The sequence below is a fragment of the Prescottella equi genome (assembly GCF_020171745.1).
Taxonomy (GTDB): Bacteria; Actinomycetota; Actinomycetes; order Mycobacteriales; family Mycobacteriaceae; genus Prescottella; species Prescottella equi_A.
The window spans coordinates 96,179-111,455 of the sequence record NZ_JAIVAH010000023.1; the positions used below are offsets into that span (position 1 = coordinate 96,179).

The window sequence follows — 15,277 nt, forward strand, 5'->3', positions numbered from 1 at the left end:
GATGCTAGACAGATGATTACCCAGGGTAAAGAATTGCCCGGTGAGCGTTACCGAATCCCGAACCGTCCGCCCCGCTCTTTCTCCGGGGCTGCTGCTCGTCATGGCCGTCGCGTGCGGACTGTGCGTGGGCGGCAACTACTTCAATCAGCCACTGCTCGACTCGATCGCGAGCGCGCTCGGCGTCGAGCAGTCGACCGCCGCCGTGACGGTCACGGTGTCGCAGGTGTTCTACGGCCTCGGCCTGCTGTTCCTCGTCCCGCTCGGTGACCTGGTCGACCGCCGGGCGCTCAGCGTCGGGTTGATGGTTCTCGCCGCCGTCGGGCAGGCGGTGTGCGGATTCGCGCCGTCGATCGGGTGGCTGATTGTCGGCACCGCGATGGCGGGTCTGTTCTCGGTGGCGGCACAGGTGCTGGTCCCGTTCGCGGCGGCGCTCGCCGAACCCGGACGCGCCGCCACCGCGGTCGGCACGGTCATGAGCGGGCTCATGGTCGGAATCCTGCTGGCCCGCAGTGTCGCCGGCCTGCTCACCCCGCTCGGCGGATGGCAGACGGTGTATCGCGTGAGCGCGGTCGCGATGCTCCTGATCGCCGTGGCACTGTGGCGCGCGTTGCCGACGTCGCGGGACAGTCACGGGCTGGGGTACGGCGCGATCCTGGCGTCGATGGGCACGCTGCTGCGGCAGCATCCGCGGTTGCGGACCGCGACCGCGATGAGCGCACTCAGTTTCGCGGCGGCCAGCACGGTGTTCGCGGCGATGGCCTTCGTGCTCGCCGCCGAGCCGTTCGGCCTGGACGACGTCGCGATCGGGTTGGTCGGACTCGCGGGCGTGGCCGGTGCGGTCATGGCGAACGTCGCGGGACGTCTCGCCGATCGCGGCTTCGCGCGGGCCACGGCCGGGGTCGGCGCCGCGGTGCTAGTGGCGTCGTGGGCGCTGTTCGGTCTGGGGGCGAGCAGCCTCGTCGCGTTCGTGCTCGCCGTGCTGATCTCCGACGTCGCGCTCAAGTGCGTGCACGTGAGCAATCAGGGTGTCATCTATGCGCTTGCACCACAGGCGCGCTCGCGGGTGACGGCGGTGTACATGACCGGCTACTTCGTCGGCGGCGCGGCCGGATCGGCGCTCGGCTCGCTGCTGTGGGCCACCCACGGGTGGGCCGGCATCTGCTGGGCCGGCGCCGGACTGTCCGTCGCGGTCCTCGCGGTGTGGTGGCTCGATCTACGGATTTCGGCGCGCGCGAGTGCCCCCGTCGGGGCATGCTGACCTCATGGAGTCGATTCCCGAGGACTGGCAGCGCGGGTTGGTGATCGTCGCCCACCCCGACGACATCGAGTACGGCGCCGCTGCGGCGGTGGCGCGGTGGACCGACCAGGGCAAGGACATCCGGTACGTCCTGGTGACGAGCGGGGAGGCCGGCATCGCGGGCCTGCACCCGGCCCAGTGCGGAGCGCTGCGCGAGGACGAGGAGCGGGCGTCGGCCGCGATCGTCGGGGTGACGAAGGTGGAGTTCCTCGGCTATCCCGACGGCCGGATCGAGTACGGGCCGCAGCTGCGGATGGACCTCGCGCGGGTGATCCGGCTGCACCGCCCCGAGATGGTCGTGACGATGAACCACCGCGAGACGTGGGGGCCGGGGTTCCTCAACAGCGCCGACCACCGTGCCGTCGGACTGGCGGCGCTCGACGCCGTCTCCGACGCCGCGAACGAGTGGATCTTCCCGGAACTCACCGAACCGCCGTGGACGGGAGTCCGGTGGGCCGCCGTCAACGCGATGGTCGGCATCACCCACGCGGTGGACGTGACCGCCACCGTCGAGCGGGCGGTGCAGTCGCTGTGCGAGCACCGCGCCTACCTCGAGGCGCTCAGCGGCGAGCCCGTCCTGGACCAGGCGGCCCGGCAGATCGAAATGGCCACCGGGCCCAAGCCGGGCTTCGACGCCGAACGCGCGGTCGGGTTCGAGCTGTACGTCTTCGGCGGCTGACGCTCAGGTCAGCGGCGCGCCGACGATGACGCGTCCGGCACCGCGGACGGCCTCGACGTCGATCGGCAGTTGTCCGACGAACTCGCCGTCGGCATACGACGTGACGGGCGTCCCGGTCTCGAGCCGCAGCGTCCGGGTCCGGTACGTCTCGACCTCGTCGAGGTCCACGTGGGTGCCCTTGTAGACCGTCGGGAACAGCCGCACCAGCTTGAATCGCCCGCCGGACTTCACGACGGTGACGTCGAGCAGTCCGTCGTCGAGCTTTGCGTGCGGGGTGATGAGCATGCCGCCGCCGTACGACGTCCCGTTGCCGACGGACACCATCGTCGCGTCGAGTTCGACCGTGCGGTCGTCGAGCACGATCCGATAGGGGATCGGTTTCAGTTGCGCCAGTTCGACGATCATCGCGAGGTTGTACCGCATCGGGCCCTTGGGCCATCGCATCTGGTTCGCGCGGTCGGTGACGAGCGCGTCGAACCCGCTCGACAGCACGGTGCCGAACCAGCGTTCGCCGACCCGCGCAAGGTCGACGGTGGCGACCTCGCCGGACGCGACGAGGTCGGCGGCCTTCACCGGGTCGTCGACCGGAATGTGGAAGAGCCGGGCGTGGTCGTTGCCGGTGCCGCCCGGGATGATCCCGAGCGGAGTTCCCGTCTGGGCCAGCGCCTGCCACGCGATGTTGACCAGCCCGTCCCCGCCCGCCGCGACGAGGGCGTCGGTGCCCTCCGCGACGGCCTTACGGGCCAACGCGAGCGCCTCCTCCGCGGAGCTGCCCTCGATCTCGGTGACGGTGACACCCTGCTCGCGCAGTCGCGTGACGGCGGCGGCGGACGCCCACGGGGCGTGACCGCTACCGGCGGCGGGGTTGGTGAGGACGGTGACCGATCGCGTCATGGGATGAGCTTGCCAGGGTTGAGGATTCCGGCGGGGTCGATTGCGTCCTTGACGGCACGCAGGATCCGGCCGCCGAGTTCTCCGACCTCACTGCCCATCCACGGGCGGTGGTCGACGCCGACCGCGTGGTGGTGGGTGATGGTGCCGCCGGCCGCGACGATCGCGTCGCCGGCCGCGCGCTTGGCTGCGGCCCACTGGTTCAGGGGATCGGCGGCCTGCGCGCACACCACGGTGAAGTACAGGGACGCGCCGGTCGGGTAGGTGTGCGAGATGTGGCACATCACGATGCCCGGAGTGCCCTGTGCGGTAAGCGATTCCGTCAGCGCGGTCGTGACGGCCGAACGCAGGTTCGCGAGATTGGACCAGCGCGTGGCAGTTTCGAGGGTCTCGGCGATCGCGCCGGCGTTCAGCAGTGCGTCGCGCAGATACGGGGCGCCGAAGCGCCCGTGCTCCCACGCCTGTGCGGGCGCGTCGCCGAGCGCAGTGCCGCCCGCGGCGGCCAGCAGTGCGGTGGCCTCGGCGTACCGGGCCTCGACGTGCGCGTCGGTGCCCTCGAACGTGGTGATCGCCAGGCAGCCCGACGTCGGGCTGTCGCCTCCGACATCGCCGGCCAGGGCCAGGTTGATCCCGGTCTCGGCCTCGTCGGACAGGCGCATCACGGTGGGTGCCGAACCCGACTGGGCGACGGCTCGCAGCGCGGCGGCGCCGGTCTCGAAATCGGGGAACGACCACGCCTGGTAGGCGGTGCGTTCCGGGACCGGATGCACCCGCAGGCCCACCTCGGTGATGATGCCGAGCGTGCCCTCGGAGCCGACGAACAGCTCGCGCAGGTCGGGCCCGGCGGCGGAGGCGGGTCCGCGGCCCAGGTCGACGGTGCCCGACGGTGTCGCGACACGCATCCACTCGACCATGTCGTCGAAGCGGCCGTAGCCGGCGGACGCCTGCCCCGAGGACCGGGTGGCGGCGAACCCGCCGATGGTCGCGAACTGGAAGCTCTGCGGGAAGTGGCCGAGCGAGAAGCCGTGCTCGCCGAGGAGTTGTTCGGCCTGCGGTCCCGTCACTCCGGCCTGCAGGGTCGCCACGCCGGAGATCGGATCGAGGTCGACCAGCGCGTCGAGGCGGCGCAGGTCGAGGGCGACGACGGAGCCGAAGCGGCCGCGGACCGGATCGACGCCGCCGACGACGCTGGTGCCGCCACCGAACGGCACCACCGCGATGCCCTCGGCCGCGCAGAACCGCAGCAGGGCCAGGACCTCGTCGTGCGTGCCGGGCAGCAGCACCGCGTCGGGGGCGTCCTGCTCGCCGGTGGACTTGCGGCGCAACAGGTCCGGCGTGCTCTTACCGCCGGCGTGCCGCAGTCGGGTGGGGCCGTCGGTGCGGACGTTGTCGGCGCCGAGGAGGTCCTCGAGGGCGTGGACGAGTGGGGCGCCGAGTGCGCTTGCACGCACGATCGCGTCGGCCTCCTCCGGCGGCGCGGACTGCTCGGCAGAGACGCCGAGCGCCTGCTGGAGGAGCGCGATGACCTGCGGCGAGAGGTGGCGGCGGAACTCTGCGACACCCCAGGCATCCCACTCCATGTCGGGGGCGGGAGTGGTGGGGAACTCGGGGACGAAGGCGTCGGACATGCGTTACAGTGTTACACACGATGTCTATCTGTAACGAGCTTTCGGACTCTCTCAGCGTCGACGACCAGATCCTGGACGCGGCGCGATCGTGCGTGCTCGACTTCGGCCTCCGTCGGACGACGCTCGCCGAGGTGGCGCGCCGGGCGGGCGTGAGCCGTCCCACCGTCTACCGGCGCTGGCCCGACACCCGGGCCGTCGTCGCGGACCTGCTCACCCGCGAGATCCGGGTCGTCATCCCCGACATGGACGGCGACGAGCCCGCCCGGGTCCAGCTCGTGCGCGCCGTGGTCGACGTCGCGACCGGCATGAGCGAGCACCCGCTGTTCGTGAAGATCCTGCGCTCGGACCCGGACCTGCTGATGACCTACATCGTCGACCGCCTCGGCACGAGCCAGCGGGCGATTGTCGAGCGGGTCTCGCAGGCGGTGGCCGCCGGTCAGATCGACGGATCCGTCCGGGCGGGCGACCCCGTCCACATCGCGGCGATGGTGCTGCTGATGGCGCAGTCGGCCGTCCAGTCGGCGGGCATGGTGGCCGAGGTGCTGCCCACGGACGCCCTCGCCGCGGAACTGCGGGTCGCTGTCGACAACTACCTCGCGCCGCGCTGACGCGGCATCCCCAGCACCACAACCAGGAGGAACCCGTGCAGGACAATCCGAAGTCGGCGCTCAATGCCGACCGGCGTCGTCGCGAGCTGGCCGATCTCGGCGAGCGCACCGACGTCGACGTCCTCGTGATCGGCGGCGGCATCACCGGTGTCGGCACGGCGCTCGACGCGGCGGCGCGCGGTCTGCGCACGGTCCTGGTCGACAAGCACGACCTCGCGTTCGGCACCAGCCGCTGGAGTTCCAAGCTGGCGCACGGCGGACTGCGCTACCTGGCGTCGGGCAATGTCGGGATCGCCCGGGAGAGCGCCGTGGAACGCGGCATCCTCATGACCCGTACCGCCCCGCACCTGGTGCGCGCGCTGCCTCAGTTGGTGCCGCTGCTGCCGTCGGTGAGTCTGTTCGAGAAGTCCCTGGTCCGAGTCGGATTCCTGGCCGGGGACGCGCTGCGCGCCACGGCCCGGACCCCGTCGTCGGTGCTGCCGCGGTCCCGGCGGGTCGGTGCCGAGCGGGCCGCGCAGCTGGCCCCGGCGGTGCGCCGCGACGGACTGCGCGGCGGCCTGCTCGCGTACGACGGCCAACTCGTCGACGACGCCCGCCTGGTCGTCGCGCTCGCCCGCACGGCCGCCGCGCACGGCGCCACCGTCCTCACCCGCGTCGGCGCGTACGACGTCACCGGCGACTCGGCCCGGCTGCGCGACGAGCTGACCGGTGAGGAACTGACGATCCGGGCACGCGCCGTCGTCAACGCGGCCGGTGTGTGGGCGGGTGAGGTCGACTCGGACATCCGTCTCAAGCCGAGCCGCGGCACCCACCTGGTGCTGCCGGCGGAGCTGCTGGGCAACCCGACCGCGGCGCTCACGGTGCCGATTCCGGGGGAGAGCAACCGCTTCGTGTTCGCGCTGCCCGCCCAGCTGGGACGGGTGTATCTGGGGCTCACCGACGAGGCCGTCGACGGTGCGATCCCCGACGTCCCGGTGGCCTCCGACGGCGAGATCGACTTCCTGCTGAACACCGTCAACACCGCGCTCGCCACGCCGGTCACCCGGGCCGACGTGCTCGGGACGTTCGCGGGCCTGCGCCCGCTGCTCGACACCGGCGAGGGGGAGACCGCCGACCTGTCCCGCAATCACGCGGTGCTGCGGTCGTCGAACGGCGTCGTCAGCGTGGTCGGCGGCAAGCTCACCACCTACCGCAAGATGGCGCAGGACGCGGTCGACGCCGCGATCGCGGCCGGCGGGCTGACTGTCCGCGCGTGCGCGACGACGAATCTCCCCGCGGTCGGCGCGGATCGGACGGCGCCGCGAAATCTTCCCTCGTCGTTGGTCGCGCGGTACGGCAGCGAGGCCGGGATCGTCGCCGAGTGCGGCGAACTCACCCCGATCGCCGACGGTATCGACGTCACCCACGCGGAACTTGCGTTCGCGGTCGGCCACGAGGGCGCGCTCGACGTCGACGACCTCCTCGACCGGCGCACCCGGATCGGTCTCGTCGCGGGCGACCGGGAGCGGGCGCTGCCGGCCGCGGAGCGGGCGCTGACCGGGCGATGAGCTGACGCCTCACCAGCGATTGCGGACGTCCTCGGCCCAGCCGACCACGTCGTCGAGCCGTACCCAGGCGCCGGTGTCGTCCTGGACCTTCCCGGACCAGTGTCCGAAGCACTGGTGTGTGCGGGAGGAGAACACCTTCAGATCGGTGACCGACTCCTTCAGGTGGAACGGCGTGAAGGTGAGATCGACGGTGTCGCCGGTGATCCGCCACGGCGCCATCCAGTCGTCCGTGGCGTACCTCCAGACGAGTTCCTCGCTGATCTTCGACAGGTGCCCGTCGACGACGAGTGCGTTCTCGACCGATCCGGTGCCGTCGGTCCACTTGCCGCCGACCTGGATGCCGATCACGCGGCCGTCGGTGCGGCCGGACCCGGCGCCCCAGTTCCAGTGCACCGAGTACGGCCAGCGTCCACGGCCGTGGTCGAGGGTCGCCCAGGACTCGCCCTCGGGTACGACTACGGAAACCCCGTCGACGCGGATCGTCCCGGTCGCGGGTCGCGCGACGTCCTTGACGGTGTACTGGAACAGTGTCTCGGTCCAGGGGACGACGACGCCGAGGCACTCGTGGCCCTCGGGCCGGTGGGCGATCACGTCGATCTCCACCCCCTCCGCGCGCGCCCGCAGTCGCGTCCCGCCGGCGACCTCGTCGATGTCGATCTGCAGCTTGCGGGTGCGGGCCCGGACCGGACCGGCGCCGAGGGTGCCGGGCAGCGTCGCGCTGCCGCCGCCGAGACCGATCGCGTCGAACGAGTGGGTCCGCCCGGTGGCCCGGTCGAGCAGCCAGATGCCGTGTACCGCCGCGTAGTCGATGTCGGAGACCACCAGGGTGACCACGTGCGTCGGCGTCGTCACCGCCCAGTACTCCCAGCGCTTGTTGCGGCCGTTGCCCACTCGGCCGCGACCGACCCCGTCGGTGGTGACCACCGGCGTCCGCGTCCAGCCGACCGCGTCGGGGTTCAGGCGTCCGCCGGGCCGGGTCAGGGAGACCGGCGCGGTGATCTCGCGCTCGCGCACCGCGAGGGGGAGCGCCTGGCCGCCGGCCGCGCGGGCGTGCCGCTGCCGCAGGCGCCGATTCGAGGATCGGAGCGCGTCGGCATCCACCTTGAGCACCCGGCGGTCGTAGGTCATCAGGCCGTTGGTCTCGTCCTCGACATCGGCGAGCTGTGTGTAGACGAACGCCGTCAGCCCCTGCTCGACGGCGGGCCCGATCTGGGTGTGCTGCAGCCGCAGGAACGCCCGTTCGAAGGCGCCGCGGTCGGCGTACTTGCGGTAACCGAACTCGTCGTCGTTCCACACGTGTCCGGGCACACGGTGGGAGTAGCCCCCGTACTCCGAGAGCACCGCGGCGCGCGGATCCTCGGCGTCGGCGCGGGAGAGCTGATACGGCCGGAAATAGACGTGCCGGCTGGCCATGTCCCCGCCGCCCTGGTCGTGCCAGCCGCTGACGTGGTCGACGGAACGGGTCGGATCGAGCGCCTTGACCCGCCCGGCGGCCGCAAGCGCGTCGAACTGCCCCCAGCCCTCGTTGAACGGCACCCACGCCGCGACGCTGGGAACCGAGCGCAGCAGTGTGACGGTCGCGTCGAGTTCGGTGAGGAACTCCGCCCGACCGTCGGCGTCCTGCCGTCCGAACAGGGCGTAACGGGAGTCGTCCAGCTTGACCGGCAGCAGCACCGGTGCGGTCACGACGGCGCTGCGGTAGCTGCGTCCGCCGTTCACCATGTCCTGCCACACGAGCATCCCGAGCCGGTCGCAGTGGTGGTACCAGCGCAGTGGCTCGATCTTGATGTGCTTGCGCAGCATCGTGAATCCGAGATCCTTGGCCGTCCGGACGTCGTGGATCAGGGCCTCGTCCGACGGCGCGGTGTACAGCCCGTCGGGCCAGTAGCCCTGATCGAGCAGGCCCGCGTGCAGGTAGGGCTCGCCGTTGAGCAGTAGCCGGGTGCGACCGGACGCGTCCGGGCCGAGGCCGAACGAGCGCATCCCGAAATAGCCGGTGACGCGGTCGTCGCCGAGCCGCACCTCGACGTCGTACAGGAACGGGTCCTCGGGCGACCACCGGCGCACGTCGACGCCGAGGCTCAGACGGGTCGGGACACCGACGGCGACCGTCTCGCCGACGACCTCACGGCCACCGGCGCTCACGACGATGTCGGCCACGGAACCGCCACTGCCGCCCGGCCTCACACACACCTCGACCTCGCCGGTCTCGAGGTGCGGCACGAGCACGAGGTCGTCGACCCATCGGTCGGGAACCGATTCGAGCCACACGGTCTGCCAGATTCCCGACTGCGGTGTGTACCAGATGCCGCCGCGGTCGAGTTTCTGTTTGCCGCGGCTGCGCCACGACGTGTCGGTCACGTCGCGGACGCGGACGACGAGCTCGTGTTCGGCGCGATCGTCGAGCGCGTCGGTGATGTCGAGCGCGAACGGGAGGTAGCCGCCGCGGTGCCCGCCGACCGCAGTCCCGTCGACCCAGACGTCACAGTCCTGGTCGACCGCCCCGAAGTGCAGCAGCACCCGATCCCGGACGAAGCCGTCGGGCAGCGTGACGGTGCGGCGGTACCAGAGTGCCTCGTCCGGTTGCAGCGTCCGGTGCACTCCCGACAGCGGCGCCTCGGGGGAGAACGGCACCACGATCTCGCCGTCCCAGCGGCTCGGCCGCTCGGTGGCCCCGGCCGCGGTGAAGGCGTACACCCACCGGCCGTTGAGGTTGAGGTACGAGTCGCGCACCAGTTGCGGGCGCGGGTACTCGGGCAGGACGTGGTCGGGGTCGAGGGCGTCGCCCCACACGGTCGTCACGGGGCGGTCTCCAACGGTTCGGCTGCGGGCGTGGGGGTGTCGTCGATCCTCCGCAGCAGGACGACGGGAACGACGATCAGTGCGACGACGACGGCGGCGGCCGGGAAGATCCACGGCGTCGGCACCTGCTTCACGACGCCCAGGTCGACGAAGGTTTCGTCGGCGCCGGAGATCACGGCCGCGCCGAGGAAGGGCCCGACCACCATCGGTACGAGGACCGCGAAGATCATCCGCAGCCCCTGTACCTGGCCGGCACGCTCCGGTGGTGTGAGGTTGCGGACGGTCGCCGAGATGGCGGCGACGCCGAGCATGAAGCCCGACATCATCACGATCCCGGCGCCGATGACCGCGCCCATCCCGCGCGCGGGAAACATCAGCAGCAGACCCACGGCGTAGATCGCGGCGACCGGTGCGATGGCGCGGGACGGGCCGACCCGGTCCAGCACCCGGCCGCCGACGATGCTGATCACGGCAGCGCCGATCAGGACCGAGGCCAGCACGACCGCGTATCCCTCGATGTCGAGGTAGCGCTGCACGTAGATGATCAGGTACGGCAGGAAGACCTGCGTGCTGGTGCCGAGGATCGCCCACGCGACCAGCGCCACGTACAGCCGCGGATGCGCGCGCACGGTGCTCGGTCGCAGTCCGTGGAGAACCGAGGACAGGTAGGTGCCGCTGGGGCGTGGGCGGGTGGGTTCCCGGAGGCCGAACCACGCGACGATGCCCACCAGCGCGGTGACTCCGCCGATGATCGAGAAGAACAGGGTCCAGTGACCGTCCTTGGTGAGCGGGTCGAGCGCGCCGAAGACCACCAGCATCGCGAGCAGTGGCATCGTGGCGAGCACGCCGTCGACGCGCCCGCGGTTGCCGGGATTCGTCGAGTCCGTGACCCACGCGTTGAAGGCGGCGTCGTTGGCGGTCGAACCGAACACACTCATGACGCAGTCGAGGACGACGATGGCGACCACCGCGACGACGACGGCGTCGAGCATCGGCAGCGTCGACGCCGCGGCATCGATGCTGACCAGGCCGAATCCCGCGGTGCACGCACCCCACAGCACGTAGCCTGCGGCGATGAACTCGCGGCGGCGTCCGGTGCGGTCCGACGCGGCACCTGCCAGCAGCGTCGCCACGGTCGCCGCGACGGCACTCGCCGCGACCAGGCTCGCCAGAGCCGTCGGGGAATCGGTGATCGTGTCGTAGACGAACACGTTGAGATACATGTTCTCGACCGTCCAGGCCAGTTGGCCCGTCAGGCCGAGAAGGACCACCCAGGTCCACAGGCGTCTGTCCACCGGCCGCTCGCGCATGACGCGACGATAACGGCATTCGCGACACGGTAGGACGGAATTCGTCTGGGTGGTAAGGCATTCGAAGTGCCGATCCGAGGATTCGGCGTAGCGTCGATCCACATGAGTATTCGACTGGGCTACCAGATTCCGAATTTCAGCTACTCGACTCCCGTCCGGGACCTGTTTCCGACTGTCATCACCCAAGCGCGCGAGGCGGAATCGGCCGGATTCGACGCCGTCTTCGTGATGGACCACTTCTATCAGCTTCCGGGCATCGGGGAACCCGACGAGCCGATGCTCGAGGCGTACACGTCGCTCGCCGGAATCGCCACGGCCACCGAGACGATCCAGCTGTCCGCGCTCGTCACCGGCAACACCTACCGGAACCCGGCAATGCTGGCGAAGACGGTGTCGACGCTCGACGTCGTCAGCGGCGGCCGCGCGGTCCTGGGCATCGGGGCCGGCTGGTTCGAGCTCGAACACCAGCAGCTCGGGTTCGAGTTCGGCACGTTCACCGATCGCTTCGAGCGCCTCGACGAGGCGCTGCAGATCATCGCCCCGATGCTGCACGGCGAGCGGCCCACGTTCGAGGGCAAGTGGTACCGCGCCGAGAACGCCATCAACGAGCCGCGGATCCGGGACGACCTGCCGATCATGCTCGGGGGTGGCGGCGAGAAGAAGACGTTCGGACTGGCCGCGCGCTACGCCGACCACCTCAACATCATCGCCAACGCGAGCGAACTGCCCCGCAAGCTCGACGCGCTCGCGCAGCGCTGCGAGGAGGCCGGACGCGACCGCGCGACCCTCGAGACGAGCTTTCTCGCGTTCGTCATCCTGGACGAGGACGGCGACAAGGCGCGTGAGCTGCAACGACAGTTCCTGCTGTCGCGCGGCGTCGATCTGTCGGCCTTGTCGGTCGCCGAACGCGCGGTGGCCACCGACCGCCAGTTCGTCGGCAGTCCGGACGAGGTGGCCGACCAGATCAAGGCCGCGGTGCTCGACGTCGGCGTCGACGGGGTGATCCTCAACCTGGTTGCGAACGGCCACCAGCCGGGCATCGTGGAGCTGGCCGGACGCACCCTCGGGCCGCTCGTGCGCGGCTGACCGTGTGCCGGGCGGCGGGTGTGGCACGCTGTCCGGATGCGCGTAGCAGTCGTCGCCGGCCCCGAAGCCGGACACGCCGTCCCGGCCCTTGCGTTGTGCCGGAAACTCGTTGCCGCGGGCGACGATCCGGTGTTCTTCTCGGACGGGCGGTGGCTCGACGTCGCGCGCGACAGCGGAATCGAGGCCCGCAAGCTCGGCGGTCTCGCGCCCCGCGAGTTCGACGACGACTCGGACACCGGCTCGAAGATCCACGGCCGGGCCGCGCACGTCTCCACGGAACTGCTGCCCGACCTGCGGGACGTCGATCCCGATCTGGTGGTCTCCGACATCATCACCGTCGGCGGCGGCATGGCGGCCGAACGGCTGGGTGTGCCGTGGGTGGAACTGTCGCCGCATCCGCTGTACTTGCCGTCGAAGGGGTTGCCGCCCATCGGGTCCGGTCTCGCTCCCGGGACGGGGATTCGCGGCCGGGTCCGTGACGCGGTGTTCCGGGCGATGACCGCGCCCGCCATCCGGAAGGGCGCGGCCCAGCGCGGCGAGGCGCGCGCGAGTGTCGGTCTATCGTTCGACGACCCCGGGCCCGCGGCCCGGCTGATCGCGACACTGCCCGCGCTCGAGGTGCCCCGGCCCGACTGGCCGGCGAATGCGCACGTCGTCGGTCCGCTCGTGTGGGAGCCCGCCGACAACGTCCTCGAGCCGCCGCCGGGCGACGGCCCGCTGATCGTGCTCGCGCCGTCCACCGCGTCCACCGGGGCCGGCGGAATGCTCGACACTGCGATCCGTGCCCTCGACGGCCTGGGGGTGCGGATGCTGGTCACCGTGTTCGAGAAGCCCGACGTCGACCTGCCCGACTGGGTGCGTGCCGGCTACGGGCGGCAGGACGAGATGCTGCGGCACGCGTCCGCGCTGGTGTGCGGCGCCGGACACGGCGTCCTCGCCAAGGGGCTGCTCGCCGGGGTGCCGCTCGTGACCGTGCCCGGCGGCGGCGACCAGTGGGAAGTGGCCAATCGCGTCGCCCGGCAGGGCAGCGGTGTCCTGATCCGGCCCCTGACGGTCGACGCCCTCCGCGACGGTGTCCGACGCGTCCTCGACGACCCTGCCTTCGGGGCCGCGGCGCGCCGGGCGGCCGCGGGGATCGCCGACGTCGCCGACCCCGTCGCGGTGTGTCACTCGGTTGCCGGGTGAGCGGGGGAGGCGTCCACCCGATTCGACTACGGTGGCACGTGTGCGACTGACCCAATTCCATGATCTCGTCCGCGACGAGTTCGGGCAGGTCCGTGGCGACTCCCTGCTGGTCGACCACGTGATCCTGAGCCTGGGCGGGAAGACCGCCGCCGACGCCATCGAGGCCGGACTCGACCCCAAAGAGGTGTGGCGTGCGCTGTGTGACGAGTTCGACGTCCCGCCGCGGCGCCGATAGCGCGGCACCGCCACGGTGTCGATAGTGCGGCACCGCCACAAACAGACCAGCGCCGGTGATTGACTCGAACACGTGTTCGCTTATGCTGGTCGTATCCGATGCGTCCACGGGTTGCGGCTGATCGTGGCGGTTCGGAACGTTCGCGCCGGCGAAGTTGTCGGTACCGGGCTCTAACCTGAACCTCAGATCGCTGGACGAGACTTCGAAAAGGGGACCACGATGGCACCACAGGCACACGACCGCGACAAGGCACTCGAACTGGCGCTGGCTCAGATCGACAAGAGCTTCGGCAAGGGTTCGGTGATGCGTCTGGGTGAAGAGGCCCGTCAGCCCATCGCCGTGATCCCCACCGGATCGATCGCGCTGGACGTGGCGCTCGGTATCGGCGGACTGCCGCGCGGTCGCGTCGTCGAGATCTACGGCCCGGAATCCTCGGGTAAGACGACGGTTGCGCTCCACGCGGTCGCGAACGCGCAGGCCGCCGGCGGCGTCGCGGCCTTCATCGACGCCGAGCACGCGCTCGATCCGGAGTACGCCCGCAAGCTGGGTGTCGACACCGATGCGCTGCTGGTCTCGCAGCCCGACACCGGTGAGCAGGCCCTCGAGATCGCGGACATGCTGATCCGTTCCGGCGCCCTCGACATCATCGTGATCGACTCGGTCGCCGCGCTCGTGCCGCGCGCCGAGATCGAGGGCGAGATGGGCGACAGTCACGTCGGTCTGCAGGCCCGCCTCATGAGCCAGGCGCTGCGCAAGATGACCGGTGCCCTCAACAACTCGGGCACCACCGCGATCTTCATCAACCAGCTTCGCGAGAAGATCGGCGTCATGTTCGGCTCGCCCGAGACCACGACCGGTGGTAAGGCGCTCAAGTTCTACTCCTCGGTCCGCCTCGACGTCCGTCGTATCGAGACCCTCAAGGACGGCACCGACGCGGTCGGTAACCGCACCCGCGTCAAGGTCGTCAAGAACAAGGTGTCGCCGCCGTTCAAGCAGGCCGAGTTCGACATCCTCTACGGCCAGGGCATCAGCAAGGAGGGCTCGCTGATCGACATGGGTGTCGAGCACGGGTTCATCCGCAAGTCGGGCTCCTGGTACACGTACGAGGGCGATCAGCTGGGCCAGGGCAAGGAGAACGCCCGCAAGTTCCTGCTCGAGAACACCGACATTCGCGACGAGATCGAGAAGAAGATCAAGGAGAAGCTCGGCATCGGCGCGGTTCTGACCGCCGACGAGTCCGACGAGTCGGCCGACTTCTAGGCCCTGGGTAGCAGTCTCAGCCCCGGCCGGACTCTACGGTCGGGGCCGAGACGAACCATCAGCCATGAGTGACGACTACAGCCACGACGACAACAGTCACTACGACCGGTACGGCAGCGACGACGTCACCACCGGCCGGCGCCGTGCCTCGAACCGGGGGCGCGGACGGCCGGTCGGGGAGAACGGTGAACCGTTCGAGTTGAAGGGCAGCCCGGAGACGCTCGCGGCCCGGGCCAAGGACGTGTGCCTGCGGCTGCTCACCGACCGCGCCCGCAGCCGCGCGGAACTCGACCAGAAGCTCGAGCAGAAGGGCTACCCGCGGGCGGTGATCGACACCGTCCTCGACCGGCTCGCCGAGGTCCGGCTCGTCGACGACGCGGCCTTCGCCGAGCAGTGGGTCCATTCTCGCCACACCTACTCCGGCAAGGGGCGTCGCGCGCTCGCAACCGAACTGCGCCGCAAGGGGATCGACCAGCAGACCTCCACCGAGGCGCTCGCGCAGATCAGTGCCGACGATGAGCACGAGCGGGCCGCCGAACTGGTGCGCAAGAAGCTGGTTCGAACGACGTCGGCGGACATCGCCGACCGCGACGACCGGGAAAAATTGATGCGGCGACTGGTCGGCATGCTTGCCCGGCGCGGGTATCCGGCGGGTCTGTCTTTCGCGGTCGTCAAAGCTGAACTCGCGAATCTCGGAGCCGACACCGAAGGTCTCACGGGGGACTGAGTCCCCGCGATTCTCCTGCCGA

13 protein-coding genes are annotated in these 15,277 nt (G+C 70.6%); 9 read left to right on the top strand and 4 right to left on the bottom strand.

Annotated features, from left to right (window positions below):
- Window positions 1-40: 40 nt before the first annotated feature.
- Together LCL87_RS19795 and LCL87_RS19800 are read left to right on the top strand one after the other, a co-directional pair.
- A complete protein-coding gene (locus LCL87_RS19795) occupies window positions 41-1,258 on the top strand; it encodes an MFS transporter (protein WP_225022913.1) in 1,218 nt (405 codons plus the stop codon).
- A gap of 4 nt (window positions 1,259-1,262) precedes the next feature.
- Window positions 1,263-1,976 carry a PIG-L deacetylase family protein gene (locus LCL87_RS19800; RefSeq protein ID WP_225022915.1) on the top strand — a complete coding sequence of 238 codons (714 nt, stop codon included), beginning with the start codon at window positions 1,263-1,265 and terminating at the stop codon, window positions 1,974-1,976.
- 3 nt (window positions 1,977-1,979) lie between these two features.
- Here LCL87_RS19800 and LCL87_RS19805 read toward each other — a convergent pair whose 3' ends face one another.
- The gene (locus LCL87_RS19805; protein ID WP_225022917.1) at window positions 1,980-2,870 is read right to left on the bottom strand and encodes a diacylglycerol kinase; all 891 of its coding nucleotides are present in this window, start codon (window positions 2,868-2,870) and stop codon (window positions 1,980-1,982) included.
- Window positions 2,867-4,495 carry an FAD-binding oxidoreductase gene (locus LCL87_RS19810; RefSeq protein WP_225022918.1) on the bottom strand — a complete coding sequence of 543 codons (1,629 nt, stop codon included), beginning with the start codon at window positions 4,493-4,495 and terminating at the stop codon, window positions 2,867-2,869. Before LCL87_RS19810 ends, LCL87_RS19805 begins: the two co-directional genes overlap by 4 nt.
- Window positions 4,496-4,515: 20 nt before the next feature.
- Here LCL87_RS19810 and LCL87_RS19815 point away from each other — a divergent pair, with 20 nt between their 5' ends.
- Both LCL87_RS19815 and LCL87_RS19820 read left to right on the top strand, forming a co-directional pair.
- Complete coding sequence (locus tag LCL87_RS19815) at window positions 4,516-5,103, top strand: TetR/AcrR family transcriptional regulator (RefSeq protein WP_225022920.1); 588 nt, start codon at window positions 4,516-4,518, stop codon at window positions 5,101-5,103.
- A gap of 35 nt (window positions 5,104-5,138) precedes the next feature.
- Window positions 5,139-6,650, top strand: coding sequence for a glycerol-3-phosphate dehydrogenase/oxidase (locus LCL87_RS19820; protein WP_225022922.1), 1,512 nt, complete (start codon window positions 5,139-5,141; stop codon window positions 6,648-6,650).
- 9 nt (window positions 6,651-6,659) lie between these two features.
- On the opposite strand, the gene LCL87_RS19825 is transcribed toward LCL87_RS19820, so the two are convergent.
- Both LCL87_RS19825 and LCL87_RS19830 read right to left on the bottom strand, forming a co-directional pair.
- Window positions 6,660-9,452, bottom strand: a complete 2,793-nt coding sequence (locus tag LCL87_RS19825) for a DUF2804 family protein (protein ID WP_225022924.1) — start codon at window positions 9,450-9,452, stop codon at window positions 6,660-6,662.
- Window positions 9,449-10,762 (bottom strand): MFS transporter, encoded by a 1,314-nt coding sequence (locus tag LCL87_RS19830; RefSeq protein ID WP_225022926.1) that lies wholly within the window; start codon window positions 10,760-10,762, stop codon window positions 9,449-9,451. The genes LCL87_RS19825 and LCL87_RS19830 overlap by 4 nt, the downstream gene beginning before the upstream one ends.
- A gap of 102 nt (window positions 10,763-10,864) precedes the next feature.
- Between LCL87_RS19830 and LCL87_RS19835 the strand changes: the two genes are divergently transcribed.
- The 5 genes from LCL87_RS19835 to recX all read left to right on the top strand — a co-directional run bounded on the left by LCL87_RS19835 (window position 10,865) and on the right by recX (window position 15,255).
- A complete protein-coding gene (locus LCL87_RS19835) occupies window positions 10,865-11,848 on the top strand; it encodes an LLM class F420-dependent oxidoreductase (RefSeq protein ID WP_225022928.1) in 984 nt (327 codons plus the stop codon).
- Window positions 11,849-11,884: 36 nt separating this feature from the next.
- The gene (locus tag LCL87_RS19840; RefSeq protein ID WP_225022930.1) at window positions 11,885-13,033 is read left to right on the top strand and encodes a nucleotide disphospho-sugar-binding domain-containing protein; all 1,149 of its coding nucleotides are present in this window, start codon (window positions 11,885-11,887) and stop codon (window positions 13,031-13,033) included.
- A 40-nt stretch (window positions 13,034-13,073) separates the two neighbouring features.
- Window positions 13,074-13,268, top strand: a complete 195-nt coding sequence (locus tag LCL87_RS19845) for a DUF3046 domain-containing protein (RefSeq protein ID WP_225022931.1) — start codon at window positions 13,074-13,076, stop codon at window positions 13,266-13,268.
- 219 nt (window positions 13,269-13,487) lie between these two features.
- The gene (recA, locus tag LCL87_RS19850; RefSeq protein ID WP_225022933.1) at window positions 13,488-14,528 is read left to right on the top strand and encodes a recombinase RecA; all 1,041 of its coding nucleotides are present in this window, start codon (window positions 13,488-13,490) and stop codon (window positions 14,526-14,528) included.
- 64 nt (window positions 14,529-14,592) lie between these two features.
- Window positions 14,593-15,255 (top strand): recombination regulator RecX, encoded by a 663-nt coding sequence (gene recX, locus LCL87_RS19855; protein ID WP_225022935.1) that lies wholly within the window; start codon window positions 14,593-14,595, stop codon window positions 15,253-15,255.
- The last annotated feature ends 22 nt before the right edge of the window (window positions 15,256-15,277 follow it).

What these genes read in the sequence shown, in the direction of transcription:
- LCL87_RS19835 (WP_225022928.1), top strand. Translation starts at nt 10,865, where the DNA reads ATGAGTATTCGACTGGGCTACCAGATTCCGAATTTCAGCTACTCGACT.
- LCL87_RS19840 (WP_225022930.1), top strand. Translation starts at nt 11,885, where the DNA reads ATGCGCGTAGCAGTCGTCGCCGGCCCCGAAGCCGGACACGCCGTCCCG.
- LCL87_RS19830 (WP_225022926.1), bottom strand. Translation starts at nt 10,762, where the DNA reads ATGCGCGAGCGGCCGGTGGACAGACGCCTGTGGACCTGGGTGGTCCTT.
- recA (WP_225022933.1), top strand. Translation starts at nt 13,488, where the DNA reads ATGGCACCACAGGCACACGACCGCGACAAGGCACTCGAACTGGCGCTG.
- LCL87_RS19800 (WP_225022915.1), top strand. Translation starts at nt 1,263, where the DNA reads ATGGAGTCGATTCCCGAGGACTGGCAGCGCGGGTTGGTGATCGTCGCC.
- recX (WP_225022935.1), top strand. Translation starts at nt 14,593, where the DNA reads ATGAGTGACGACTACAGCCACGACGACAACAGTCACTACGACCGGTAC.
- LCL87_RS19810 (WP_225022918.1), bottom strand. Translation starts at nt 4,495, where the DNA reads ATGTCCGACGCCTTCGTCCCCGAGTTCCCCACCACTCCCGCCCCCGAC.
- LCL87_RS19805 (WP_225022917.1), bottom strand. Translation starts at nt 2,870, where the DNA reads ATGACGCGATCGGTCACCGTCCTCACCAACCCCGCCGCCGGTAGCGGT.
- LCL87_RS19815 (WP_225022920.1), top strand. Translation starts at nt 4,516, where the DNA reads ATGTCTATCTGTAACGAGCTTTCGGACTCTCTCAGCGTCGACGACCAG.